At 60.8% G+C, this 25,718-nt stretch carries 21 protein-coding genes; 5 read left to right on the forward strand and 16 right to left on the reverse strand.

Going from position 1 to position 25,718, the window contains the following annotated elements; all coding sequences use genetic code 11:
- The 3 genes from H9I52_RS21730 to H9I52_RS21740 form a co-directional block, all read left to right on the forward strand.
- The coding region (locus H9I52_RS21730; protein ID WP_316248067.1) for an amino acid permease C-terminal domain-containing protein at positions 1-315 on the forward strand (315 nt) is incomplete at its 5' end.
- Between the two features lie 102 nt (positions 316-417).
- A complete protein-coding gene (locus tag H9I52_RS21735) occupies positions 418-1,260 on the forward strand; it encodes an alpha/beta hydrolase (protein ID WP_262386183.1) in 843 nt (280 codons plus the stop codon).
- Positions 1,261-1,340: 80 nt separating this feature from the next.
- Positions 1,341-1,979, forward strand: coding sequence for a dihydrofolate reductase family protein (locus tag H9I52_RS21740; RefSeq protein WP_316248068.1), 639 nt, complete (start codon positions 1,341-1,343; stop codon positions 1,977-1,979).
- 236 nt (positions 1,980-2,215) lie between these two features.
- Here the strand turns inward: H9I52_RS21740 and H9I52_RS21745 are convergent, their stop codons facing one another.
- Positions 2,216-2,776, reverse strand: coding sequence for a GNAT family N-acetyltransferase (locus H9I52_RS21745; RefSeq protein ID WP_222940604.1), 561 nt, complete (start codon positions 2,774-2,776; stop codon positions 2,216-2,218).
- Positions 2,777-3,304: 528 nt separating this feature from the next.
- On the opposite strand from H9I52_RS21745, the gene H9I52_RS21750 reads away from it, so the two are divergent.
- On the forward strand, positions 3,305-3,838 hold the full coding sequence (locus tag H9I52_RS21750) for a hypothetical protein (protein ID WP_187455613.1): 534 nt from the start codon (positions 3,305-3,307) through the stop codon (positions 3,836-3,838).
- Positions 3,839-4,506: 668 nt separating this feature from the next.
- On the opposite strand, the gene H9I52_RS21755 is transcribed toward H9I52_RS21750, so the two are convergent.
- The 10 genes from H9I52_RS21755 to H9I52_RS21800 form a co-directional block, all read right to left on the reverse strand.
- Positions 4,507-4,959 carry a hypothetical protein gene (locus tag H9I52_RS21755; RefSeq protein WP_187455614.1) on the reverse strand — a complete coding sequence of 151 codons (453 nt, stop codon included), beginning with the start codon at positions 4,957-4,959 and terminating at the stop codon, positions 4,507-4,509.
- Between the two features lie 328 nt (positions 4,960-5,287).
- Positions 5,288-5,764: a carboxymuconolactone decarboxylase family protein gene (locus tag H9I52_RS21760; RefSeq protein ID WP_187455615.1), complete on the reverse strand. Its 477-nt coding sequence runs from the start codon at positions 5,762-5,764 to the stop codon at positions 5,288-5,290.
- 200 nt (positions 5,765-5,964) lie between these two features.
- Positions 5,965-7,002: a catalase family peroxidase gene (locus tag H9I52_RS21765; RefSeq protein ID WP_187455616.1), complete on the reverse strand. Its 1,038-nt coding sequence runs from the start codon at positions 7,000-7,002 to the stop codon at positions 5,965-5,967.
- A gap of 73 nt (positions 7,003-7,075) precedes the next feature.
- Complete coding sequence (locus tag H9I52_RS21770; RefSeq protein WP_222940605.1) at positions 7,076-7,678, reverse strand: NADPH-dependent FMN reductase; 603 nt, start codon at positions 7,676-7,678, stop codon at positions 7,076-7,078.
- Positions 7,679-7,699: 21 nt separating this feature from the next.
- Complete coding sequence (locus H9I52_RS21775; protein WP_187455617.1) at positions 7,700-8,515, reverse strand: alpha/beta fold hydrolase; 816 nt, start codon at positions 8,513-8,515, stop codon at positions 7,700-7,702.
- 27 nt (positions 8,516-8,542) lie between these two features.
- A complete protein-coding gene (locus H9I52_RS21780) occupies positions 8,543-9,385 on the reverse strand; it encodes an alpha/beta hydrolase (protein WP_187455618.1) in 843 nt (280 codons plus the stop codon).
- 272 nt (positions 9,386-9,657) lie between these two features.
- On the reverse strand, positions 9,658-11,934 hold the full coding sequence (locus tag H9I52_RS21785) for a sensor histidine kinase (protein ID WP_187455619.1): 2,277 nt from the start codon (positions 11,932-11,934) through the stop codon (positions 9,658-9,660).
- Positions 11,935-11,986: 52 nt separating this feature from the next.
- On the reverse strand, positions 11,987-14,038 hold the full coding sequence (locus H9I52_RS21790; protein ID WP_187455620.1) for a sigma 54-interacting transcriptional regulator: 2,052 nt from the start codon (positions 14,036-14,038) through the stop codon (positions 11,987-11,989).
- Between the two features lie 533 nt (positions 14,039-14,571).
- A complete protein-coding gene (locus H9I52_RS21795) occupies positions 14,572-18,489 on the reverse strand; it encodes a patatin-like phospholipase family protein (RefSeq protein ID WP_187455621.1) in 3,918 nt (1,305 codons plus the stop codon).
- 219 nt (positions 18,490-18,708) lie between these two features.
- A complete protein-coding gene (locus tag H9I52_RS21800) occupies positions 18,709-19,251 on the reverse strand; it encodes a hypothetical protein (RefSeq protein WP_187455622.1) in 543 nt (180 codons plus the stop codon).
- 158 nt (positions 19,252-19,409) lie between these two features.
- Between H9I52_RS21800 and H9I52_RS21805 the strand changes: the two genes are divergently transcribed.
- Positions 19,410-19,919 carry a YybH family protein gene (locus H9I52_RS21805; protein WP_187455623.1) on the forward strand — a complete coding sequence of 170 codons (510 nt, stop codon included), beginning with the start codon at positions 19,410-19,412 and terminating at the stop codon, positions 19,917-19,919.
- Between the two features lie 496 nt (positions 19,920-20,415).
- Here H9I52_RS21805 and H9I52_RS21810 read toward each other — a convergent pair whose 3' ends face one another.
- The 5 genes from H9I52_RS21810 to H9I52_RS21830 form a co-directional block, all read right to left on the reverse strand.
- A complete protein-coding gene (locus H9I52_RS21810) occupies positions 20,416-21,792 on the reverse strand; it encodes an FAD-binding protein (protein ID WP_187455624.1) in 1,377 nt (458 codons plus the stop codon).
- A 449-nt stretch (positions 21,793-22,241) separates the two neighbouring features.
- On the reverse strand, positions 22,242-23,414 hold the full coding sequence (locus H9I52_RS21815; protein ID WP_187455625.1) for a serine hydrolase domain-containing protein: 1,173 nt from the start codon (positions 23,412-23,414) through the stop codon (positions 22,242-22,244).
- A 218-nt stretch (positions 23,415-23,632) separates the two neighbouring features.
- Positions 23,633-23,995 (reverse strand): recombinase family protein, encoded by a 363-nt coding sequence (locus H9I52_RS23145; RefSeq protein ID WP_262386184.1) that lies wholly within the window; start codon positions 23,993-23,995, stop codon positions 23,633-23,635.
- 342 nt (positions 23,996-24,337) lie between these two features.
- A complete protein-coding gene (locus H9I52_RS21825) occupies positions 24,338-24,970 on the reverse strand; it encodes a hypothetical protein (RefSeq protein WP_187455626.1) in 633 nt (210 codons plus the stop codon).
- Positions 24,971-25,110: 140 nt separating this feature from the next.
- Complete coding sequence (locus H9I52_RS21830) at positions 25,111-25,698, reverse strand: recombinase family protein (protein ID WP_187455627.1); 588 nt, start codon at positions 25,696-25,698, stop codon at positions 25,111-25,113.
- Positions 25,699-25,718: the final 20 nt, after the last annotated feature.

Below are 25,718 nucleotides of genomic sequence, written 5' to 3' on the forward strand. Positions count from 1 at the left end.
CTGGCCTTCGTGCTGGTCTCGGCCGGCGTGTGGATCATGCGCCGCTCCGACCCCGCGCAGCCCCGCCCGTTCCGGGCACCCTTGTCCTCGCCCCGTTTTCCACTGGTGCCCCTTTTGGGCGCCCTCCTCTGCGCGCTGCTGATCGTGTCCCTCGACCGGTTTACATTGCAGATCGCGCTCGCTTGGATGGGACTGGGCTTTGTCGTTTATTTTCTCTACGGCAGGAGCCATTCGAAGCTGCAGCAGGGGATCGTGGTGGTGCCGACGGAAGCAGCACCAGCGGCCTTACTAAAAGCGGACGCAGGGAACAGCTAGTCCTTTTCCCAGGGTGCCTAGCAGCCGATGCCCGGGCCTGCCCAGCGACTACCAATAAGTAACGTATTGACTATCAAATACTTATATTTAAGCTTTCCCGTTTTGAAAACAGCGTCCCTGTTGTCGTGGCTCCTGCTGCTTTGCTTCATCGGCGGCCCATTCGCGCGGGCACAGGAGCGTCCTGCTCCGCTAGCCATTGGGCAAACCTTCACGCTTCCTTCGGCCGCGCTTGGCGAAACGCGCCGCATCAATGTTTATCTACCGCCAGGCTACACCGATTCCGCTGCTGCCCCGCTGCCCGTCCTGTATATGCCCGACGGAGGCATGAAGGAAGATTTTCTGCACGTGGCCGGACTGGTGCAAGTCTTAACGGGGAACGGGACCATGCGGCCTTATATCCTGGTCGGCATTGAAAACACCCAGCGCCGGCGCGACCTCACCGGCCCAACTGCCAACCCCGAGGACCGGAAGATTGCCCCTCGGGTAGGCGGGTCTGCCGCGTTCCGCCAGTTCATCCGCACGGAGCTGATGCCGGCCATCCGGCAGCGCTACCGCGCGAGTACCGAAACGGCTATTGTGGGGGAGTCGCTGGCGGGCCTGTTTGTCGTCGAAACGTTGCTGCTGGAACCCACTTTGTTTGATACCTATATCGCGTTCGACCCCAGCGTGTGGTGGAACCACGGCGCCTTGCCTGAGCAAGCGAGCAAAGCCTTGCGCGCCTATGCCGGGCCGGCGAAAACGGTGTACGTCGCCTTCAGCCGCGACGCTGAAAACAGCCCCGAGGCCCGCCGATTGGCGTCCGCGCTCCAAGGCCTTGCGCAGGGCCCGATCATCTGGCATTACAAGCCCATGCCGGAGGAAACGCACGCCACCCTTTACCATCCGGCCGCGCTCCAGGCGTTTCGCATCGTGTTTAAGCCCCAGAAGCTGCCCGCCAGCAAGTGACCAGGCTCAGCGAGGTTCCAAGCAATGGCTGGCGGGAGTGAGGCCTGCTCCCACATCGTTTACCGGGTATTTTTCCAGGGGTGCCTTTCGCCTATTTTGACCATTTTCTGCTTCGCTTCACCCTCAACCTACTAGCTCATCCCATGCGCAAGATTCGCATCATCGAACACCTCTCCCTGGACGGCGTGATTCAGCACGACGACGAAGACGGCTTCGCGCACGGCAACTGGACAACCCCCTATCGCACGCCGGCCGGGTTAGCGGCCCTCGTCGAGGCCTACGGCAGCCCCTTCGACCTGCTGCTGGGCCGCCGCACCTACGATGCCTGGGCCGGCTTCTGGTCCCAGGGCGTGGATAGTCCGATGGCCAAGGGGCTAAATGCGGCGACCAAATACGTGGCTACCCACCGGCCGGACAGCCTCGCCTGGGGCCCGGTTCAAGCGCTGGGCGTGGACATTCTAGCGGGCATTCGCGCCGTCCAGGCCACGGACGGCCCCGACCTGATTGTGTGCGGCAGCTCCACGCTGACGACCCGCTTGCTCGAGCAGGGCTTGGTCGACGAGGTGCTGCTGCTGGTCTACCCGGTTTTGCTGGGCCGCGGCAAACGCCTGTTTTCGGACCAGGCCGCCCCGCACGCACTCGCGTTCGTAAGCACGCAGGTGACGGCCACGGGCGTGCTGCTCAACACGTACCGGCCCGTGGGCGCGCTGCGACCCTAAGGCGGGGCCCTCACATCGAGGGTGTACTCGGAGCCAGGCCGCCCGAAAAGAGCCACTGACTCTCGCTCGACTTGGGCTAGCAACCGCGCCTGTGGGCTGCACGCCGCAATAGCGCCGTTGGCGTAGTCCCCAGCGGGATATTCCTGTTGCTGGAAGTTGGATTTTACGGGCCACCGTTACCCGCTGCCCCAACCAGCGCTTATGAATACATTATTACCGGTCCGTTGTGCTTGCTTTCAACCGGTATGGGTCAATTTAAACAGCATGAGGCTTTCGTCAGCTGCGCTATCTCGCTTAAAATTCAAGTTCTCCAAAACGCGGGTAGAACGTTGGTTTTCGGCGCGAGTATAGGCTTCTATCACGTGAAGGCCAACCTGTTGAAATCCAAAGCGAAGCACTTTTGCCAGGGCTTCTTGCATCAACCCCTTTCCCTGAAAGTCCGGCAGTAGTTCATACCCAATTTCTGCCGTCGCAGGGTTTTCTCCAACGTTAAACAAGCCGACGGTTCCAACTAGTTTGTCCGTCCCGCTCAAGGTAATGGCCCAATAAACTGACTCGTTGCGGTGGACGGCTTCAGTAATAGTTTGGATGAACTTCTGGGCATCAGCCAGTGACTTGCTTGGTTGCCGGTCGAGATATTGGTTGACGCTGGCGTTCGAACGCAACGCCAATATTGCCTGATCATCGCTGCTTCTGAGTTGCCTCAACGTCAGCCTTCCGGTTTGCAACACGGGAAACGGCGTAAAATTTTTGCCCGTCATTTTTTCCTTACTAAGAGCGTGAAGGGTACTGCACATGCTCACTGGCAGGCCCGAAAGTGCTGCAGGTAAATGCGGCGCAGACCCTTAACCCGGTGCCAGACCCTGCTATGCTGGCAGCAGTGAGTGGCGCTTCCAAAGCAGCCTGATAGTCAATATAGTTGTCCTTAACCAAGCGACCAATGCGGGGGTCGCGGTTGGGTTGATAGCCAGCCATTCTACTTCGCATGTAGGCTAGGCCCGCCCGAAAACGATCCCCGCGCCACCGTAGTTACTAATTAAACCTTCGACTCTTTCTACAGGCCTCATTGGCACGGCATGGAGCCGATGTTGGTATTGTCAACCAGCAGCAAGGTAGTGAGGCCGAAGGTTGCCGCTTCGAGCAGCCCACCACGCTTTTGAACACGCGCTCACCTTTGGGCCACCCTTTTCACCACGGCCAACCCGTGGGATCGACAGGGTTTCTTCACTAGGGTCCGACTTGACATAAGGTTTACGTATCCGGCGTTTACATTAATACTACTACTTTCAGCCTTCAGAACGAATTCCTCTTTTCCCGAAGTGCCTGTGGGGATTGCACGGAGTACGGGCCTTGCCGGCCTGCGGACGGGGTTGTTACCCCTTACACGTAAGGAAGAGCAGCCGATGACGCCGAAGCAAACGCTGGCCGCTGGGGCAATGGCCCTGGTGGTGGCCGGCATTTGGGCGGGGTACCGGCAGCAGCGGGCCCATACCTTGCAGCACGGCCGCCAGACCGTCGGCGTCCTCACCCAAGTCGGCGGGAACGTGACCGTCTCTTTTATCGCCAACGGGCTCGCCTGCCGCGGTGTCCTGTCTGCGCCCTACCCGCTGCTCCGTTCGGGGGAAGCTTTTGCCTTGCGCTACGACGCCGACGGCCCCACGACCACGGTGGTGGTCTTCGAGGAGCCGGTATTTAACAAGCAGGCGTTCCGCCCGGCCGCCGCCCGGCGCGCCGCCCGGCGGTGGGAGGACGCGGGCACGGTTACGTTTGCCTACCAGGTAGCCGGCTCCGCGTCTGGTACAACGTGCGGGACCCGCGGATTGCGTATCTGGCGTGGTGAGCCAGCCGGGGCGGGATAGTATAGGGTGCCCGATCCGCGAGCTAGCAAGAAGGCGCCTCCATTCGGTCCTCCCGCTCAAGATTGGCCCTGCCGAGCGGGGAACGTGGTAAGCATGCGGGCCGGAAAACGTTATCCAGTCGGGCCGGCTTAATTTGCAAACGGGGTAGAAGTCGTCCCTGGGCGCAAGACAGGGGTGGTAACATTCTGTAAACGTCCGGTTATGAAATGTCCAAGGGCCGCAACACCTCCTACCGGGGCAATCCACGCCCGCCTGCGGGCACTCGCCAAACGAGGGGCCGCCGTGGCGTCTGGATTGCCGAAGAGGCTAACGGGTTGTTGACCTAGATCCTCAGGTGGAGTTGACATCCTGGCCACGTATTAGGGAAAGACCCCCATGCTGCAAGCCAGCCCTTTGGCGAGGGCGATCAAAAATTGCGTTAGGTGGTGGAGGAGACGTCGCATATTCTTAGCGGGTAACTTTAGGCAGAAACAGGCAAGCGCAATAGTAACAGATTGCTTGCAAAGAGTGATGGCCCTCTAATGGGAAAGGAAAACGGACCGCAGCGGGCCGACTCCCTTCGCGGAAATTCCACTTAGCATAAGATTGCTTCTCGGACTTATAACCGCCTCTTCTCCCCAGCTCCGGGTGGCAACCGCTGGCCAGGAGCGGCGGGCGGCCCGCGATGCCTACTGGTAGTTTACTTTTTCCTTGGCCCGCACCAAACTGTCCGGGGGCGGGAGGGTGTGTAAGGTCCGCCGGTCTACGTAGCCTTCCAGGTAGTTGCCCTGCTCGTGCGCGGTATAGTAGTACAGGATTTTGGCCACCTGCGAATCCTGCTCGAGCACGTACACCGGCCGGACAAACAGCACGCTGCGGAGCGGAAAGCGAAACACTGGACTCTCCTCGCCGTGCAGCAGGCGCGTGTAGTAGGAGACGAGTTCGGCTTTGTCGGCCTCGTCCGTGAGGACCATGACCGGGTTGAGCGGCCCCAAAAAGGTTTCGTAACAATACCGGCGTGGGCGGGCGTGGACGCGCTGGTGAAACCGCTGCACGTAGAAGTGCGCGGCCACGTTCCACAGCGCGATGAAGCAGACGGCGGCGCCAATGAGCACAAGACGCGAAGGACGGGGAAAGGACATGAGAAAGTGGAGGCGCGTTGCCGGTAGAGCGGAACCCGCCAAATCATCGCCCGGCCTAGACCTGTAACGTTCTGTAAACGTCTGGTTGCAGAACGTTACCAGCCCGGACTTGGTATTTTCGAAACGACCGTTCGCAGTCCGTTACACGCCCAAGTAGGGCGCCCGGGGATGGGGTCCACTCGTTAAGAAAAGGGAACGGGGCATACTAATGATCCGAGCCAGCCAGCGCGGTGCTAAGAACGGTGGCCGGGCTACTGGTGGCTATTTCCAGAGCCACCGTGTGCGTCACGGCCAGAAGCAGGCGTGGTTGTTAGTTTAGGACCCTGCTTCAGACGGGCGTCTTGCGCTGGGCTATGCCGAGGCGGTTCCAAGCGTTCATGGCCACCACGGCCAGCAGCACCTGGGCCAGGTAGGCTTCGCCGAGAAGGGCCACGGCTTCATTGTACACCGCCTCCGCCACGTGGTGCTTGGTAATGAGCGTCACCTCCTCGGCGTAAGCCAAGATGGCCCGCTCCTCGGCTGTGAAGAAGGGCGCCTCGCGCCAGGCGGGAAGAGCACGCAGGCGTTGCTCGGTTTCGCCGTGGTCGAGTGCTTCCTGCGAGTGCGTCATGAGGCAGTAGGCGCAACCATTGAGTTGGGAAGTGCGCACGTTAATTAGGTCCCAATGCGTAAGCGAGAGGCCTGACTGCGCCAGTTGCCGGTGCATCACCGTCAGGCCCGCGTAAGCTTTGGGCTCGACGCTCAATAAATCGAAGCGGGATGGCGGCACGACATGGGCAGCGGTAGAAGGAAGCAAGTTATTCATTATGTAGATTGTTTAGCATCAACCTCTTACGCTTTGTAAATAATAGCCGTCTTATGGCGAAAAGCTCCCGCAGCACTCCGTCCGTGTCAGGCGCTACCCTGCCCGTAGGCCTGGGTCGCGATCCCTGCTGCATCAGGCGCGAATGCGGGCAGCGTGTAGGGCAGTTTCGGTGGGCACGGGGCGTTTGAATGCGGCCCACGTTACTGGCGTTGGCCCACTGAAAGTGGGTAAGTACGGGCCCGGTCCAGCAGCATCTGGTCGGCAATGTTCACGCCCTCAGGCACGTTGTTGGGGTTGAAAAACAACGCTTTGTCTTCCTCTGCCGTATTGGCTGCCATTTTTTTGATGACCAGCGTGCCCAACAGCACCCGCTTGCGCGAATCGGGCCAGGCTACGGAGGGGTTCTCAATGACATCGCCTTTCTCGGCCACCTGGGCGTAGAGCTTAAACGTGATAGGCTTCCGGGCCACTCGCTGCTTAATTTCCGTCTGCAAGTAGTCGGGGGCGGCCGCGGCGGCCTGGGCTTTGCTCAGAAAGTGCTCGCCGGCATCCGGAATCAGCTGGTAGCGCACGTAGTGCTCCTGCCCCGCCTGATTGGTGAACTTGAACGCGTTGACCCCGAAAAAGCTGAGCGTGGCCCAACTGGTGGAGAGCGGCTTTTGGGTGGTAAGAAAGGTTTTGGCGATGGGGTGCGTGGCCAGGAAGTCCGTCAGCGGAGCCGGGTTGCCGCTGCCATTGGCGCCGATGGCCAGCAGCAGGCTTCTGAATTCGTCGGTAGTCGCGGTAGGAAAGCCATTGAAGCTGTGGGCGATCAGGTCGGTCGAGGCCGCGCCTGGCAGCTTGAATTTGATGGCCATGCCCCGCGGGCTCGAGGCCCCAACTGTATCCGCAATGTTGGGAATGCCTGTGAAGTCGGAAAACCGTACAATGATGGGCACGGTGGCCCCTTGCAAGTGCGCGGCCCGCGACAAGCTGCGGGCCTCCGGCGCCGGTGTGAAATCTCCTTCGAGAACAATGCCCTTTGCGTGTACGGCGCGGGCATGGTGCGTCCCAAAGGCCGAATGAAACATATCCACCATCTGGATGGGGGTGGCGACGGTTTTCGATTCTACACCTGCGTGTCCATCTTGGGCGTGGGCCGGCACGGATAGAGGCAGAATCAGCGCACCGGAAACCAGCGGCGACACGGAGCCAGCCGCGAAGCGCCGGCCAGCAAAACGGAGTGATAGGAGGTTCATAGTTTCAGGAAGTAAAGGAGGTGAAAAACTCACGTGGGGCACCAGGCAAAACAACAACCGATGGCTTGCTGCATCATTCCGCCGTTTGCAAATCGGGTTGCCGGAGGGCCAGCAGGGCCTTAGTCCAACGGGCCAGTTCCTGGAGCACCGTGACCATCGCGGCCGTCGTCACCTCGTTCGGTACGAACTGCCCGTCTTCGATAAAGTGCGTGAAAAAAGGAATGTTGACGGCTTCCACCAGCGGCACCACCCGATAAGAAGGCAAGTCGCTTTTAAGCGTATTCCAGGCCCGCGTTCCGGCCGATACCCCGCCGTAGCTCACGATGCCAGCGGCTTTGTAGCCCCATTCGTGCACTAGGTATTCCAAGGCATTCTGCAAGGGGGCCGGATAGCTAAAGTTGTACTCCGCCGTCACGAAAATGAAGGCGTCGGCCTCTTCGATTTTGGCGCTCCATTGTTTGGTGTGCGCATGCGTGTACTGGCGTAGCGCCGGATGGGCAGGCTCATCCATGAGGGGCAGGTTCAGGGTCTGCAGGTCCAGCACCTCTACTTGGAAAGCGCCATGCGCTTCCGCTTGCGTAGCTACCCATTCGATGATGAGCGGCCCTTGTCGACCAGGACGCACGGTGGCACCGATTATTTTGAGTTTATACATATTACGGATGGTCAAGTGCATATAAGGCAAGGTGCTCCCGCGCTACTTATAGGCTAGGCCAAGCAACAGGTCGCTCACCTGGTCGGGCTCGGATAGGAAGGGGCAGTGGCTGCTGTTGAGCGTATAGGTCTTGGTGATGCCCGCTGCGGCCACCATGCGCTTTTGCAGGCCTAGGCCCACGGCGTGGTCTTGGGCGGTGTACACGTAGTACTTGTTTGCGCAGCCAAAATTGGCCGCCGTCAGGGTGACGGGGTTGGTGAAGGGAATAGCGGGCTCGGCGCGGTAGTTGGCCGTCACCAGCTGTTGGGCCGCCTCGTTGCCGTCTTGGATAAAGACGGGGATCAGGCGGTCGGGCCGGATGCCCAACGTCAGTTGGTCGGCGGAGGGCACGAGCGCGGCGCCCAGCTGCGAGGTGCTGTCCGTGGACGCCAGCGCCAGCAGCGACTGCCCGTTGGCGGGCAGAAAGGCCCCGATGTACACCAGCTTCGCAATCCGGGCCGGGATCTTTTCGGCGACTTCCGTCACCACCATGCCGCCCAAGCTGTGCCCTACCAGCACCACATTATCGGGTTGCGCCAGGATTGCGGCCACTACTTTGTCGCGGTAGGCGTCGAGGGTGAGGACTGCCGGAGGCGTGTTGTCGGTGCCGTGGCCGGGCAGTTCCACCACAATCACCCGTTGGTTCTGCTGCTCGAGCCGCTGCTTTACAAACTGCCAAGCGTAGGGCGCTTGCCAGGCGCCGTGTACCAGCACGAAGGTTTTGCGCGGAAGGATGGGCCCCGAATACTTATCTGAGCAGGCCACCAAGGCGCCCAAGAGCACGGCCACCAGGAAGGCGGCAAAGCGGGAAGGGTTCATGGGAGTACGAGGAAATGAAAGGATTGCTTATCTGCTCCTTGCCCCGGTCAGGAAGCCCGACTTGCTGACTTTCGGGTCCTGCTGATGGGGCAACTGGTGAAGCCAGGTCAGGATGCACAGGGCGTCTTCGCGCCAGCCCGGCTGGCCGAGCACAAAGTGGTTGCGGCCGGGCAGCTCCCGGTACGCCGTCACGGAGCCCGCATGCTGGTAGCGCCGATAATTCGAGTAGTTCAGCGAGGCCGGGATGATGTGGTCGGTGCTGCCGGCCAGAAACAGCAACGGCGCATGAGGCCGCGTAAAGTCGATTTTGGCCGCTGCCGTCAGGCCGTCGCGCGACAAGCGCTTCGATTCGGGGATGGCGAACGCCTTGTAGGAGGCCCGCTGCTCGGCACCCGGCATGCCGTTGGTGAACGCGTACTGCCACTGCTTCAGCGACATCATAAAGCTTTCGCCCACGGGCGTAAAGTAGCCCAAGGGGCCCCACACCGAGCGGTAAAACGACCATTTGAACGTGATCACGCCCTGCGGCGGCACTGAGTGAATGGCCACCCCGGCGGCGGCCAAATCCTGTTGCAGCAGCAATTGCGTGAGCAGCCCCCCCATGGAGTGCCCGATCAGGATGGGCTTCTGGGGAAGTTGGCGCACAATGGCGGCGTAGTACTCTGCAAGCTGCGTCAAACGAATGGAAGCCACATGCGCATCGGGTTGCCGACTGCGCAAGGTCGGCGCCGACGCATCCTTGTAAAGCCCGGGCGGCACCAGGCAGGCATAGCCGTGTTCTTCAAAAAACACTTTCCACTCGTCCCAGCAACTGCTGCTGACGAAGGCGCCGGTGATAAACACAACGGTTTGGGAAGGGCTGGCTTTCATGGGGCAATACAAAAAGGCGCGAACCCCGTGTGGGGCCACCACCCGGCAGTTGCAAAACCGTGCCACCTGCTAATGCCCCTCAATTACCCGTGTCAGGAATACTTATTGTTATATAAGTTATTTATAATCAGATAGTTATGTTTGCGCAGAGTTTTTCCGTTAAGTCATTGGTGCCTCCAGTTTTTTGGAGATCTCCAGAGGGCTACGAATTATTGTAGCCGTTTTGGATGCCTCATGCCCTGCTGTTTGGCCAGGTGTTGCGACTCGACCGGTTAATGGTGTGGCTGCAATGCCAGGTGGTTAAATTCCAGGCTAATGTGCACGCCGGGTCCGCCCTCGACTTGTAAGAAGCCATCGATCTGCTTGCTCAGGCCTTGGATGAGGCTAAGTCCCAGCGTGTGACTATGGGCGGGTTCAAAATCGGGCGCGTAGCCCACGCCGTCGTCCCCCACGGTAAGCCGGCAGCGGTTGGCCGGCAGCATTTCAAAAGCAATGGTCAGCGTGCCAGAACGGCCATCCGGAAACGCATATTTGAGGGCGTTGGTGATGGCCTCGTTCAAGATCAGGCCCACGGGCACGGCTTGGGCTACATCGAGTTCCACGGCCGCCACCGTAAGCGCGACCCGAACCGCTTCCTGGCAGTCGAAGGAAGCCAGCAAATGGGCCACAATCTCCTGGATGTAGGCATCCATTGGGACACCGGTCAGGCGGTTGCTCTGGTAGAGCTGCTGGTGAATGAGCGCCATGGAGTGCACGCGGTTGCGGCTTTCGCGCACGGCGGCGCGGGCGGCTCCGTCCTGCACATAAACCGCCTGCGAACGGAGCAGACTACCAATGATTTGCAAGTTGTTTTTGACCCGATGGTGGATCTCCTTGAGCATCCACTCCTTTTCCTCCAGCAAGCCATTCTTTTCGGTCAGCACTTCTTCCAAAAACGTATTTTGGGAGGATATCTCCTCTTGCTTGGCCTCCAACAGCCGGGTGTTGCGCTGCTTGAGCCGGTAGCGGTTGTAGCCTAGGCCCAGCACCAACGCCAGCATCAGCACCCCCGCCAGCAGGGAATTGCGCTGGATTTCGCGCTGCCGAATGTTGGCCCGCTGCACCATATTCTGCTTGGTGAGCAGGGCTAAGTCCTGCGCTTTCTTACGGGTGTCGTACTGAATCTGCAGGCTGGCGATCTGCTTGCTTTTTCGCTCGTTAAACACCGAATCGTGCAGGACAAGGTAACGCTGCTGGTGCCCGATGGCTGTCCGGTAGTGGCCCTGCGCCGAATCAACTTTAAACCACAGCTGCTCGGTCGTAGCCTGGCTGATGACGCTGGATTTAACAGGCAGCGCCCCGGCCTTGCCAAGATAGCGGCCGGCTGCCTCGTAGCGCCGCGTGAGCAGGTTCGCCTGGGCCAGCGAGGTATAGGCGCGCCGGAGCATGGAGACGTTGCCGCCCAAGTCGCTGCGGCCCTCCAGCTGCCGAACGATTTGCTGGGCACAGCGTTCGGCGACCGCGTATTGGCCGTTGGCCAAGTAGCAGGCCGTCAGCATGTTCCAACTCGCGATTTGCACATCGCCCCCGACGGGATACGCCTTGGTTTTCTGCAGCGCCAAGGCCAGGGCTTGTTGGGGCTGCTTCTGCTTGATCAGCACCTCGGCCACCAAGCCCGTAAGGCCCAGGATATCGGCCAGGTTTTTCTGTTTTGTGCGCTCAGCGCGGTGCAGGGCCAGCTGGTAGTAGGCCGCGGCATCGTCCAGTTGGTTGAGCGTGCTGTAGATGTTGCCCACCCGGCCGTAAAATAGATTCAGAAACGTCGTGTCGCCGGTTGCTTTGGCGCTCTCCACAGCGGCCATGGCATAGCGGAGAGCCTCCTTGAAATTTCCGGACTTGTCATTTACAACGTTCAGCAAATCATAGGTGTAGTGCAGGCGGCGCTGCCCCAAAGCGCGGTAGCGAGCCAGCACCTGCAACAGCTCCTGTTGGGCCAGGCCCAGGTGGCCCTGGGTAGCGTGCTGGTCGGCAATCGTTTTGAGGGTGTAGGTTGCCCGTTCCTCATCCCCTAGGGCGTGGTACAACGCCCTGGCCCGCCGCAGGCAAGCAATGCCCCGCGGAATGTCGGCCGCCGAAAAGTTGTAGGCCAAGCCACGGTAGTACCAGCCGTCGGCTTCCAGGCGCCGGTCACGAGCTTGGCGACTGCGCGCAAGGCCTTGGACGAGCAGGCGCGTTCCCTCAGCCACTTGGTTGAGGCTGAGGGCGAGGTTACCCAACGCGTATTGGCTCTTGATCTTTCCCCGCAGGTAGCCCAGGCGCTGGCTCAGCTGGGCCGCTTGCTGGCCGAAAGCGGCGGCGCTGTCGAGCGGGGTTCCCAAGCCCCAGTAGCGAGCAACCAGGTCTTCGCACAGGCGCAGGAGCACATCCACCCGCGGCGTGTCGGGCGGCGTATGCCACAGCTGCTGCCGGAGGCTGTCGGCGGCGCCGGGGCTCAGCAGCGGGTACAGCGGCTCGGCCCGCAACAGACGGGTGGTCAGGGCAAAGAGCAGAAGCAGGATAGCGCGAATCATGGAGGGCAGCGGAACGCCGGGTAAGGCAAGTGGAAAGCCGCGGGAGCGCTTCTCACCTATCCGATTCGGAGGTAGTGATCGTTTTGCGGATGCCCAGCTTTTCCATGCGGTATTCCAGGGTCGTGGGCTTGAGCTTCAGCAGCTCGGCCGCCCCGCCGCTGCCGCGCACCCGGCCGTTGGTTTTCACCAACACACTCAGGATGTATTCCCGCTCCGTTTCCCGCTGCATCTGCTTGATGTCCAGCAAGTCCTTGGGCATTTGAGCCGGCTGGGCGTCGCACTTTGGAGCGCCGGCAGGACTGGCCGGCGCGGCTTGCGGTTGAAACAAGGAGCTGGTCAGCGGGCGGCCCAGCACCAGGGGCTGCTGCCCGTCGCTGAGGATAACCGACTGCTCGATGACGTTTTCCAACTCCCGGATATTACCCGGCCAGGGATAAGCCTGCAATTCTTGCAACGCCCTGTCGGATAGGGCTTTAAAGGATTTGCCTAGTTTGCGAGCCGCTTTCTGGGCGAAAAAGGTCGCCAGGGCCGGAATGTCGCTGGCGCGCTGGCGCAACGGCGGCAGTGTAATTGGAAACACGGCCAACCGAAAGTACAGGTCCATTCGGAAGCGCCCCGCGCTTACTTCCTTTTCCAGCTCCCGGTTGGTGGCCACCAGCACCCGCACGTCCGTCCTGATGGGTATGTTGCCCCCCAGCCGCTCGATCTCTTTTTCCTGCAAAACGCGCAGCAGCTTGGCTTGCAGCTCCAACGGCATTTCCCCGATTTCGTCCAAGAAAATCGTGCCGCCCTTGGCCAGCTCGAATTTGCCGATGCGCTTGTCGACGGCGCCCGTGAAGGCGCCGCGCTCGTGCCCAAACAATTCGGATTCAATCAGCGCGGCCGGAAGCGCGGCGCAGTTCAACTTGACCAGAATCTTGTCGCGGCGGGCCGACAGGTTGTGGAGGGCCCGCGCAAACAGCTCCTTGCCCGTGCCGCTTTCGCCCAAAATCAGGACGGTGCTGTCGGTGGGCGCTACCTGCGAAACTTGGTTGAACACTTCCAGCAGACAAGGGCTGGTCCCAATGATTTCCTCAAAGTTGGCCGTGGTCTTGACTTCTTCCTGCAAGTAGGACTTTTCCTGCTGCAACTGCCGGCTGAGGCGGGCAATTTCTTCGAAGGCCAAGACGCGCTCCAGCGTTAGGGCAACGGGCTGCTCCAGGCGGTCGAGCAGCGCCAGGTGTCGCGCCCGGTAGGCGTTGGGCTGACGGCTAAAAAACGAGAGGATGAAGCGGTGAGCTGCCCCCACCGCCACGGGCATGACCAACGCCGAAGTCATGCGCAGCGTCTTGGCGATGCTTCCTAACATAGGATGCTGCCGGCACAAGTCACTGTAAGCTTGCTGATTGTAGCACCCCGGGGCTTCGTACAGTGCCTCAAACATGCCGTGCAATTGCGGCAATTGTACGGCCGGCACGTTAATTAGCCGATAAAAGGCAGCCTCGTCCAGGGTTTCGTATTCATCGGGCCCGGTACGGTAGTAGCGATAGCTAAAGTGATCGGCCCCGTGCTGGTAGCGCACAGCCATAAAATCGAATCCGATAGGCCCCTGTAGGAGCCGCGCCCCTTGCAGCAGTTTTTGCGACCAAGGCACAGGCGCGGCCAAGGCTTCGGTAAGGGCAATTTGCAGCGTTTTTTCCTCCCGTAGCTGCACCTCAACGCGGTGGGCGTGCCGGTAGCGCCCGATCTCCAGAGCCATCAGCACGTCTTTCTCCCGAAAAGGCTTCACGATGTAGCCGCAGGGCTGGGTAGCATTCACGGCTTCCAGCACGCTGGGGCTGTCGTTGGCCGAGATGTAGATGAAGGGGACGTCGGCTTCTGCCAGCGTGCCGGCCAAGTCAATTCCCGTGGCATTGCCCTTCAGGTAAATGTCCAGCAGCACGATGTCCGGCTGTTGGCCGAGCAGCAACCGGGCTTCCGCCACCGAGTCGGCAATGCCCAGCACGCCATAGCCCGCCTCGAGCAGCAGCAGGCGCAGATCGTTGGCAATCACGTACTCGTCCTCGACAATCAAGACGCTGCAAGTGGCAGCGGTAGAACGCGTCGGGGCGGCCGGCTGGTGCATACTCCGTAAATTGCTTGGTAACCTCCACTTGCCGCAGCAAGAAAAATCAACTGTTTAATATACAACTATATACTATACACGGAGCGCCTATGCGCTGTATTCTTATTTCTCAACAGTGCTGGGCTTGGTCCTTGTGTGGTAGAATCAAGTCCAAGCATCCGCCTTACACTGGACAGAACAATCTATTTGGGCAGGGCCTGCGGCCTAGAAGGTTGCTGAATGGGACTGCGCAAAGGTTGAAACAGAGATTCCAGCAGGGTTGCGGTCTATTCCGTCCCAAGAAACGGGCGTATAAGTAACAATTATGTTAAACATACCCATGACTTCAATTCGTTGTACTACCAAGGGCTTGGTTACGGGGTGTGCTCTCGCTCCAAGACGAGCCCCCTGGCGCTGCGGTAGGCCTCTTGCGTATAAAATGCGTTTTTGTAGTCCGCTTTCTAGGTCGTCTGCGGTAAGGAAGAGCTACGGGGAAAGACGTACTGAACCGCACGAGGGCGTCGGTCGCGAGCCCGTAGAGTCCCTCTCGTTGCCTAGACTCCTTTTTTAGCGGCCGCAGCCGCCCACGTTTTCTCTTTCGCTTGCCACTCGGCCAGCAGGAACGCGAACAGGTCTGGCATTCGGACAGGGCCCTGCGAGGGGCGGGGCACCGACAGCTGGTGCACCGCGTGCAGCCCCAGGCGGCGGTAGCTTTCAAACTGGGGTTCGCTGAAAAACTGGTCGCCCGTGGATTGGTGAGGAAAAGCCGGGTCGGCCAGCGCGTATTCCCGTACGTCGCTGGGCTCGTCGCCCGTCAGCGACGTTTTCAAGTACAACAGGTACCCCGAGGCGGTCCCCGGCGGGTCTTCCGGGTAGTGGATGGTCCCCACGGCATGGTGGCTGTCGGACAGCAGCGAATTGCGGTTGGTGATGGGCCGGACGTTGATCGAAATTTCCACCCCGAAATCGATGCGGCAGCGGCGAATGGCATTGGCCAAACCCTCGCAGGTAAATCCATGGTCCTCTTCGCCGTCGCCCAGGATGATGTAGCGGCAGCGGCGGCGCACCAACTCGTAGAGGCCCATGTTGTCAAAGTGCCCGCCGTCGGACAGGTTCACGTAGTTGTCGTCGGTATCCGAACGGCCGAACAGGTCTTTGAGCAGGTACAGCAACCCCAAACGGGGGTTGGCGCTCCGCCAGCAGTCGGCGCTGGGATTGCCAATCCACCAGCCCAACCGCACGTTAAACAGGGTTAACAAGAAGGCCGTTGCCGGGGACGAGTGATAGCCTTCGTTGGGGTTGGCGGCAGCCCCGGAAATGGCCATGGCCGTGCCCGCGGACGGCCCGTTGTCGTCGGGGTAGGCGTATTCCTGGGTCGGACGGTAGCCAAATTCAAAGGACGGACGACCCGAATCCGTGCTTCGCAGCCGGGCGAAATCGAAGCCACAGTAATAGGGCGTAAACACGAACGATTCGGCCTTGCGGTCCTGTTGGGCCAAGTCGGTGACGTGCGTGGCATTCAGCGCGGCGTTGATAATGAGGTAAGGCCCGTCGTAGCCCGTCGGCGAAGGCAGCGGATCGGTCTGCCGTAGGGAGCACAATTTTACGTCGTCGCGGCGGTCGAAGCCGGTAAAGGGATTCGCCGTCTGCACGCGTTCTGCCCGCCGCCGGGACGCACCCAAATACGACCGCTCCAAGCGGTTGCGGTAGAAATGATGCAGCGAGAATTCGTTAACGCCCATGCGGGTGGCCAAGACCCACGCCAATAGGCCGAGCATCCCGGCCAGGAACACGGCCTGTCCAAACAACGGATCCGTCCGTCCCCCGAACAGCGGCCACTCGGTAATGGCAAATAACCATGCCCGGGCTTGTTCAAGCAGGCGCGGGAACGTGGCCAGCACTTGATAGACTACGCTGGTGGGGGCTTCCTGTTGGTGAAGTAGCCAGTAGACCGCTTCGGAGCAGGCCATCAGCATCCCGAAGGCGAACACATACGGGGCGGCTTGCAATACCCAATCTAGCCAGGAACTGGTGCCCGGCTGATCCGACTTTGCCGCCGTGCGTGCGCTGAAGGCGAATCTTACGGCCCACCCGACGAATGTCAGCCATCCCCCAGTCACTGCCACTTTCGCCGCAACTTGGCCGGCAAACAAGTGCACGAGGATGCGCGCGAGCACGGTGCTGCTGGTCAGCACGATCCAACTCACCAAGGCGAGGTGCAGCACCGCGCCCATGCGTCCCCACCATTCGCGGCGCTCGTCGGGAAAGTTTGTGCCCAACAGGGCCATGCGGGTCACCACCGTCAAGACTAAGGCCTCCAACACCAACGGCAGACCCACCACAAAGGCGAGTGTCGAGAAAAATACCGGCGGCATCCGGTTATGGGAGCCAACTAAAACTGCGCCTACTGTATGCAGCAGCGCCCCGTGGGGCTGGTGCAGCAGTCCCTCCGGCAAAAGCATTACCCAAAAGCCGGGATACGCAGGAAGCGGCTGGGACAGGGAGCGCAGCACATCCAGGAGCTTCCAGACCCCGACCAGACCGGCTAGGCCCAGGCACGCAGCCAGCGTGGTGTACACCCCAATCCACGCCCACGCCTGCCAGCGCCGCCGGGGCCACCCGCGGTAGTCTTCGTCCTCTTGGTAGAAACACCGGTCGTAATGCCCCCCGATCGCCACGAGGAGCAGCGCGAGTACCCCCACTACGCCCGCCGGCCAGAGAATCAGGGCTCCTGAAAAGAAGCCCGGGTACGGCACTTTGAACAACAGGCTGCTGGCCAGCAGCCCCCCGATCAGCGCCAATAGCAGGAGTTGGCTCACCAAAGCGGGCACTACGTCGTTCGATCGCCACTTGTAAGCCGCGCGAAACATAGCCATCCCTAGGCCGGTCAAGAACGCCCCGGGCAGCAACAACGCGGCCAGGCCTGTGGTCACAAGGCTTTTAGAAGTTCGCCATTGGTAATTTTGGCGGAACATGCGCATGCCTACGCTCGCCAAAAGCGCCCCGGGCAGCAGCAAGGCCACGCTAAGTGCCGCGACGAAAACGACATCCTGCCACGTGTCCGGGCTTTTGCGCCATTGCACCAACTCCCAAGAACGGAACAACGCCGTTTCCAACGCCAAGACGGCACTCAGCGCGAGGACAATAGTGAGTTGGGTCAGCAGCGTGTTGCGCAGCCACGTCATGCCAATGGTCCACGCATCCGTGGACATGATGCTTGCCTTGGGCGCCAGGTAGTTGCTGTACATGCGCAACCAACGGAGGGGCCGCGCTTCCTCGGCTTTGGGGTCCGGGGAAGTTATCGGGCACAGATACCCTTCCACTCTGGGCAGCGAGCCTTCCCGTTTGATCCACGCCGCGAACCACGCCGCGATGTAGCTCCCGCCCGACACGGCCGACAGGTAATCAACCTGCGGCAACCAGCCTTTGCTGGCCAACCCCTGCAGGATCCCGAGATTGAATGTCGCCGAGCGAATGCCTCCCCCGGAGAACGCCACGCCGCACAAATGCAGGTCGCGGGCGCAGTGCTGCGGATCCGCTTGGGCGGTATGCGGCAAGCCAAACCCCTTACGCCGGGTTGTGACTTCGGCCAGTTCCCTTCGAAAAACCAGAGCAAAAGGCAGGGCACAGCGGGCATTGACCAAGCCGGCCTCCAAGTCGTCGTCGTTCGTCAGCAGCTGGTATTGGCGTTGCTGTAGTACGGCTTGTTGCCGGCCGATTTGCTGGACCAGATTTGCGAGGTCCCCCGCCGGTTTTCGTTGCGTTTGCAGCTGCGTCAGTTCCCCTTTCGATTTCTGGAGGGCGGCGTATTCGGCGCTGCTGGCTTGCCCCACAAGTGTGGGCAGAAATTGCAGGCGGGCGGCCAACTCGTGCCTGTTGCGGCCCTGCTGGTACAACAAGGCCCGCAGCAGCCGGCGCCAACATTCGGGAGGAAGGCACGGCAGGACTGGTGCGAGCAGGCGGGTGGGCGTGCCGACGATGGGAACCAGCCGTGCAAAGGCGGCTATGCTCTTCCGCACGAGCGCCTGTAAAGCGCCTTCCGGGGGGCGGGCAACAGTCCGGGGGGCCGTCTTCAGGACGTCCGCGAGCAAGGCCGGGAGTTCAGGCTGCTGCTGCAAAAACTCCAGCAAAGCCACGGCTTGTTGTCGGAAACGATCGGGATGGGGCAGTTGCTCCCCCGCTGCAGCATTCGCTATGTCCACCGGGTACGTAGGCGGATCACTGAGGACCAAGGCCTGCAAGAGCAGGGCAGGCGTGGCGCAAAGGTGTTCCCACAAGAGCCCTCCCGTGCCGGGAACTTCCTGGCCTGCTTGCTGGGTGCGCGCCCTCAGCAGCGACGTAGGCTCGAGTTCCAGCAGTTTGGGCAGGTGGGTAGGATGGCCCAACTGCGGGGCGGGCAGCAGGCAAAGGGCGCTCTGCAAGGTGTCCAAGTAGGCCGCAGCCCGTGCCGTGAGTTGGGTAACCACATCCATAAGTACCGGCTTATAGGCGCACAAGGCAAGGGTCTGCCCTGGGCCGGCCAAAAACAGTCTTGCAATCGGTGAAAATGCGGAATGGAGCGGAAATGAATAGGTGAAGAGGGAGCTGTTAAAGAAGAAGAAAGACTCCCTGTTGTATAGAATGGTATAGATTCTGACGGCCGTGATGCCGGCCCTTGAATCATGGCAGCTGCGGCCATCGGCGAAGGCCTATCAGGGCCACGCGTGGTGGATACTGGCTACGGCCAGGGTAACCCCTAGCAGCAGGCCCCAGAACAGGATGGCCGTGGCCAACAGGCCGAAGGAAGAGGCCAAACCGAACAGGCTCCACCGGTTGTTCTGGTCCTTTTCCCGGTTTTCCAAATACGTCTCCCAGCCCACTAACTTCGGGTGCGCCTTGGGGGCGTATGCTTCCAGCAACTGCAGGTAGTGGGCGCGTTTCCGCAGGAACAGAATGATGGCCAAACACCGGCACCCGCCCAGCACGGCAAAAAGGGGCGGGATCAGATAAAAATGGGCATTGACATCCCGGTTGTGCTCAGGATCCGAGAGCCACACCCAGAGCGCCCCGGTGGCAAGCAAGGCCGTGCGTTCCAGTATGCGCGTTTCGGCGACATCCGATTCATTTTCCTTCTTCAGCCACTCAAACTGCTTCAACTCAAACTCGGTCAGCGTTTGGCATTCTTCCGGTGCCAGCGCTGCGTGGGGAGTACCCGCGCCATTCTGGGTTTGTCTCGCGATTGCCTGCTGCTCCATGGCTCTGTACAGCTTATATCTTTGCTTGGAACAATATAATATAAAGTATATATTCAATCAAGAGCAACTTCTACCCTAGAGCGCTCAAAAGGCTGGTACGTAAACGTTATTTTAGGACCACAAAGAGACGTCCTAGCTGCCCTGTAAAGCTCCTGAACATGAACCATCTACGGATCCTGGCAGTGACTTGCCTCGCCCTGCTTGTGGCGCCGGCGGCCCACGCGCAGCGGAAGGCCGATTCGCTGGCGATTCACGCCATCCTGCAGGAAGAAGTCACTTCCTGGAACCGGGGCGATGCGGCGACGTACTCCCGCCACTTTGCCGAGAACGGCACGTTTACCAACATTCGCGGCATGTTCTTCACCGGGCACCAGCAGTTTTTGGACCGGCATCGGGAGATCTTCCAGGGAATGTTTTCCAAAACGGTGTTGCAGCAGGCCGTGGTCTCCTTCCGCTTTCTTAGCCCGGAGGTCGCCATCGTCGAAACCCTGACTTGGATCACCGGGTTCGCCAAACAGGGGGCGCCCAAAGGTGTGTACCTGGATGCCCACGGGCGCCTGCATACGCGGCTGCTGCAAGTGTTTCAGAAACAAGCCGGGGAGTGGAAGATTGTCGTCTACCACAACGTGGACGTAAAGCCCGATACCCCGGTGCCCGCCCACCCCTAGAGAGGAGCGTGAGCTGACGCTGCCCAAGCCATACCTGTTAAACGGCTTACCACAGCAGTTTTTCGCACTGCAGCAATCCGCCTCTTCGGTACCGAAGAGGCGGACGGGTTCCGGAATGCGCACACGGCGTAAAGCGGTTAATCGTTGTGCGTTCTTATAACAGCAGGGAGCTGCTGGCGGCTCGCCGATCCGAGGCCCCGTCACAACCCCTGGGGCAAGGCCAGCGGCATCCACAAAACACGGCGCAAACAACTGATCCGCCCCGCCTCCTCAGGCCCCACATCCCCGTACCGAGACTGCCCGCGCAAACCACCGGCTGGGATTCCAAAGAGCAGGCCCCGCCCTACGACGGACCACTGCGGCTGAATGTCTACTCCAACAAGCCCCTGGTATTCTTAGTTCTGGTCGCAACCAGATGTGGGCAAGAGCGTGCCTGGCCGATAAGGGGACCTTTAAGCCGGCACAACGTAAAACACTCTTTTGTTACAGCGCAGAACTAACCCATATATAAGTACTTGTTTATAAACGCGTTACGAAACTTGCCTTTGGGGTCTTGCTGGGCAACCAGTTGTTTGAACTCCGGCAACTTTTCGTATTTGGCTTGTAACACAGCCGGAGACATGGTAAACAGCTTGGCCCAGTGCGGAACCGGATCAAACGGGGCCAGTTGCGCTTCCATCAGCGGCAGCAACCCCCTGACGGTCTCCATATCAGGTTTCCAGGTGGTATGAAATGCCACGCAGGTTTTTTTGTAACACGGGCTCATCCAAAAATTGTCGGCTTGTATGGTCCGGATTTCCGAGATAAACAGATGCGGGCTGAGCTTTTCGTGCAGCTTTTCGATTGCCATCATGGCCTCGTAGGCATGTTCCAGGGGCACAAAATATTCGCTCTGGAGTTCTTTTCCGACGCTGGGGTTAAAGCCCATTTTAAAATGCGGCATTCGCTCATACCAGGGTCCTGGTTTGCCCAGTTGCTCGGTCACGTTTTCGGCGGACTGGTCTTCCACCGGGTGCAAGTTCTGGGTGGCCCGCTTGGCCCCGTACAGGTCAAGGTCGGCGGAAACAGCGCCTTGGTCCACCCGGCTCTTAATCCAGACCTCGTTGATGTTCTGGTTTTTCCAATCGGTAAACAAGCTGACGCTATAGCCCCTGGCTTGCAGAGCATCAAAATTATGTTGCAGCTCCTGCATGGGCAGGTTGCGGTACACCACCTGTTTCATCTCGAAGGTGGGCAGCAGATCGAGCGTGACTTTGGTCACCACGCCCAAGGCCCCCAAGCCGACCACGGCCCCGTAAAACGCCTCCCCGTCTTGGTGCTTCGACACGGTCACCACCTGGCCGGCTGCGTTTACCCATTCTAGCCCCGAGACGGCAGTGGCTAAATTGCCGTTTTTCACCCCGGAGCCGTGGGTGGCCGTCGCGCACGCGCCAATGACGGTAATGTGCGGCAAGGACGCCAGGTTGGGCAAGGCATAGCCGTTTTCATGCAGGGAGGCCACAAATTCCCCGTACCGGGCGCCCCCTTCCACCGTGACGGTGTTGGCCTTTTTATCCAGCGATACCACCTTGTTCATGGCTTGCAGCGAGACCTGGTTGCCGGAGCTGTCGGCAATCCGGTTAAAGGAATGCCGGGATCCGAGGGCCTTCAGGGTATCGCATTTCTTCACCACGGCCTGCACCTCTTCCAGTGTTTTGGGGTAATGCACCTGGCGGGTACTATACTCTACATTCCCCGCCCAGTTGTGCAAAGGCTCCGGGCCGGTCTGGGCGGTCTTTTCTTTGGAAGTTGGGGATTCGCAAGCTTCCAAAGGCGAAAGGAGGGCACCGCCGAGTAACAGGGAAGAAGATTTCAAAAAAGTCCTTTTGTCCATGATGATGATCCCTCTTTTTAAGGAAAGTGGATTTAAGCCGCCCCGTAGCTAGCGAAAGCCCGCCCAGGGGCAGTAAGCCGTCGGGGAAGGCGCAGCAACCGGCACGAAGCGCCCCGGCGCGAAACAGGAGTGTTGATCCGGATAAGATACCAAAGCAACACGACATTTCACGGCCTCCGTTAGAACCGTGCCGCGGAATGAAAGCGCAGTCAGCAGTCCGGTAGAGATCGAGACGCCCGTAGCTGGCCTGGGTTAAAAGGTTGGTCCAAAAGGTACGCGGGGGGGTGTGAGCGGCTGGGTTGCGGTGCGCAGGGACGGGTGCCTTACGGTGGCGTAAGCACTCGTAGGGGTTGATTTTAGAACCGTCCCACTTTCGAGTTCATCCCGTGTCGCGCCCCTTTGCTTGCCGAAGTCTGGGTTGCGCAAGGCCTGACTTTCCCTCGGCCCCGCTAGGCAGTGGGGGCCCGGTCAAGCAAGCGCAGGACGATTTCTTTCTGGAAAGCGCGGAAGGCCGGGTGGCCGGTAGCATTGGCGAAGACGAGCACGCCCGTATGGTGGGCCAGGTCCAGGCACACCACCGAGTCGGCCCCCGGGTCGCCGCCGCTGTGGCTGGCCAGCGGGGTGCCGTTCACCTCGCGCCGGAGCCAGATGAGGGCTTGTTGAATCGTGGGATTGCCGGGCGCGACCGCAATGGCTGGCTGCGGCGCCAGGAAGGCGTGCAGCGTCTCAGGTTGCAGGTACTGGTGATGGCGGCGGGCGCCTTCGTTCGTGAAGACTTCCAGGAGGCGCGCAAAGTCGCGCGCCGAGCTGCGGAGCGCGCCCGCCGGCCAATCGGGGTAGCCCGTCGGCGGCAGCTCCCGCAGTTGCCCCTGCGCCCACTGGTAGGGCTTGGCCAGGTGCTTGGGCGGGATATCGGCGAGCTTCCAGGCCGTGTGGCGGGTGCCCAGCGGCCGGAACAGCTGTTGCTGCGTCAGCGTCTCCAGGGAGGTGGGGCCCACCCGGCCGGCCAGGTAGCCCAGCAGGGCAATGGCCACGTTGCTGTACTGCCATTGCTGGCCCGGCGGCGCGGCCGTAAAGCAGTCGGCGGCGGCGTACCAGGCCCCGCCCGGCGTGAGATAGCCCACCAGGAAGTCGCGCAGGGGCAACGTGGGGTCGCCCACCACGCGGAAGGCCGGGGTTTGGCCATAGCGCACATCCGAAATGCCGGCGGTATGCGTGAGCAAGTGCCGAAACGTCAGCGGCACGTCGGGGAACCGGGGGTGCCGCACGGGAAAATCCAAGTACCGACCGATGGGCTCGTCGAGGTGGTATTTCTGCTGCTCCAGCAGCTGCAGCAAGGCGGTCCCCGTAACCACTTTGCTGACCGAGGCGATGTGAAAGGCCGTATCCGGCGTCACCGGGCGGGCGGCGGCCACATCGGCCTGCCCGTAGCCGGCCGTGAACACGGTTTGCCCGGCCCGGACGATGGCCACGCCGAGGCCGGGCGTGTGCGTTTGGGCCAACCCGGCCCGCGCAAACGCGGCGAATTCCTGCTCCCAGGGCTGGGCGCGGGGCCGACGGCCCCACCCCGCCGGCGCGGCGAGCAGGGAAATGCCTACCTGCAAGGCTTGACGACGGTTCATACAGGGGTCTTCTTAGAAAACGGAATAAAGTGCACGTTAAGGAATTTACCCGACGGGTAGGCACAACACTCAATCGGTCGACTTGGGTGCCGCGGCTTTCCGATGACGGTGGCTGGCGACGCCCCGATGGCCGTACGCTCCGCGTCTTCCGATAGCCCCCGCCGGCGACCGCCCACCCGGCCTCGCACCCGGGCGGAGGCCAGCCCTGCCTGGGTGCCCTACCGAATCAACTCGCGCTCAACCTCAGCCCGGGAGGCGAACAGGTTACACACAAGCCGCCCCGGACCCCAGGTCGTGTTGATGGCATCCGTGAGCGACACCCGGCCCACGCCCCGGAACTCCACCTCCGGCACCAGGTCGAGCAAGGGCTTCTGGGAACGGCCCAGCCGGTCGAGTTTATAACTGTAGACCGGGTCACCGGGGCGCAGGCTGGCCAGCAGTCGGTCGAGTTCGGGCCGCGCCTTCGTGGCCCCGGATGCTTTTTCCGGGAAGATGGTTTCACCGCCGGCCTGGTTCAGGGCGTCGAGTTGGAGTGCCAGGTGCTGGTCGCGGGTTGAAACGCGGGCGTAGCCAATCTTCATCGTTCAAGTACAGGTTATCCGTAACGAAGGTACCCTTGTTTGTAGGTTGATGGCTGAACAAGTTTTCTGAACCGATTCCGATAGTTTCACTTGGTCTTCTGGCAGCGCACCCTACTCGCTGGCTTATTCACTTAAAACGAGCGGAATAGCGTACTTAACGGGAGCGGTGGGGTCGGGAGCACATTGGAAATCCGTTCCCGCCGACTAGGAGCCCTGGCCCAGGGCGGCTTTTCTGGTTTCGTTACGCGAAGGCGTGAGTGCGTGGGTGGCGCGTGCCTCCTCGTGTCCGCGTTTGGCAACCGCCCCGGTGGTGTGCCCCCTGTAACGGCGTGGGGGGGCGGGCTAGGGAGTGCCTTTCCGCCGGCCAGGCACTCGCCAAGCCAGCAGTAACGCCCCCACGCCGACCGCGACGCAGCCCCCCACCCAGAGCAGCAGGTTGTAGCGGTCCGTGAGCACCCGGTAACCCGCCGTATAGAGAAACAGCACGAGGCCCACGAGTTCCCATACTTTACGCGCCTCAACCGCGGGCGCCGGGAGGGGAATCACGGGTTGATTCAAGACGATGCGCAGGCGATTCCAGTCCCAGGCAAGGAGGGCCCCGGTGGCCAGGAGCATGGCGCCCGTAATGACGCTGGTGTAGTGAAAGTCGTAGGAGATCGTGATCACGTAAATATTGGCCACGATGGGCAAGAACAGCAGGGCGCCGAGCAAAGCGTAGCGCTGCGTCAGCAGCAGCAGGCCCGCCACGAGCTGCATGAGGCCCAAAAACTGCCAATACAGCCCGGACTGGTACAGCGTCTCGAAGAAGTGCTCCGGGCTATGGAAGGGGGCGCCCCCACCCGGCAGCGTGGTGAAGCGGTGGCCTTTGAGTTTAACGAGGCTGGCGAAGACGAAGGCGCCTCCCAGTAAGTAGCGGGTATAGATGACGGCGAGTTGCAGCCATATCTTCTGCTTCCAAGCCAAGAGCTGCAGCATCGCGAAGGCAAATAGGGGAAAAGGGAAAGGGCCCGTAAAAGGACGCAGCAAGGTAACGCAAAAGCCGTGCGATTCCGGAAAGCGCCCGAGGTGCAACCACCTGGTCGGGCAGGTAGCAAAGGGCCGGGCGACGGCTTGGGCTACCGCGTGGAAACGGGGCCGGTCTTCACGCCCAAGTGGGCCAGGTAGCGGTAAATGGTGGCCCGGCCTTCTCTGAGTAGCTGGCCGATCTCTTGGACCGTTTTGTCTTGCTGCAAAAACAGCGTCTTGGCCGCCTGGGCTTTGCTCAAGGCTTCTTTGCTCAAGCCTTTGGGCCGTCCGCCCTGCCGGCCTCTCGCCCGAGCAGCAGTCAGCCCCGCCTGGGTGCGTTCGCGGATCAGGTCGCGCTCGAACTCCGCCAGGGAGGCAAACAGGTTGAACATGAGTCTTCCTTGGGCGGTGGTCGTGTCCAAATGATCCTGCAAGCTGACGAAGTGAATGCCCTGCTCCTGAAAGCCCGTCACCAACGTGACCACGTCTTTGAGCGAGCGCCCCAGCCGGTCGAGCTTCCACACGACCAGCGTGTCGCCTTTTCGCAGCCCCGCGATGAGCTGCTGGAGCTGGGGTCGTTCCTTCATGGACGAGATTTTCTCTTGCACAAGGGTGGTGCAGCCGTAGGCCTGCAAGGCGTCGGTTTGCAAGTGGAGCTGTTGGTCGGGGGTCGAGACGCGGGCGTAGCCAAAGATCATGGGCGAATTCTCAACAAGTC

Origin of the sequence: Hymenobacter sp. BT491 (assembly GCF_014349165.1) — a bacterium.
In the GTDB taxonomy this organism is placed as follows: domain Bacteria; phylum Bacteroidota; class Bacteroidia; order Cytophagales; family Hymenobacteraceae; genus Hymenobacter; species Hymenobacter jejuensis.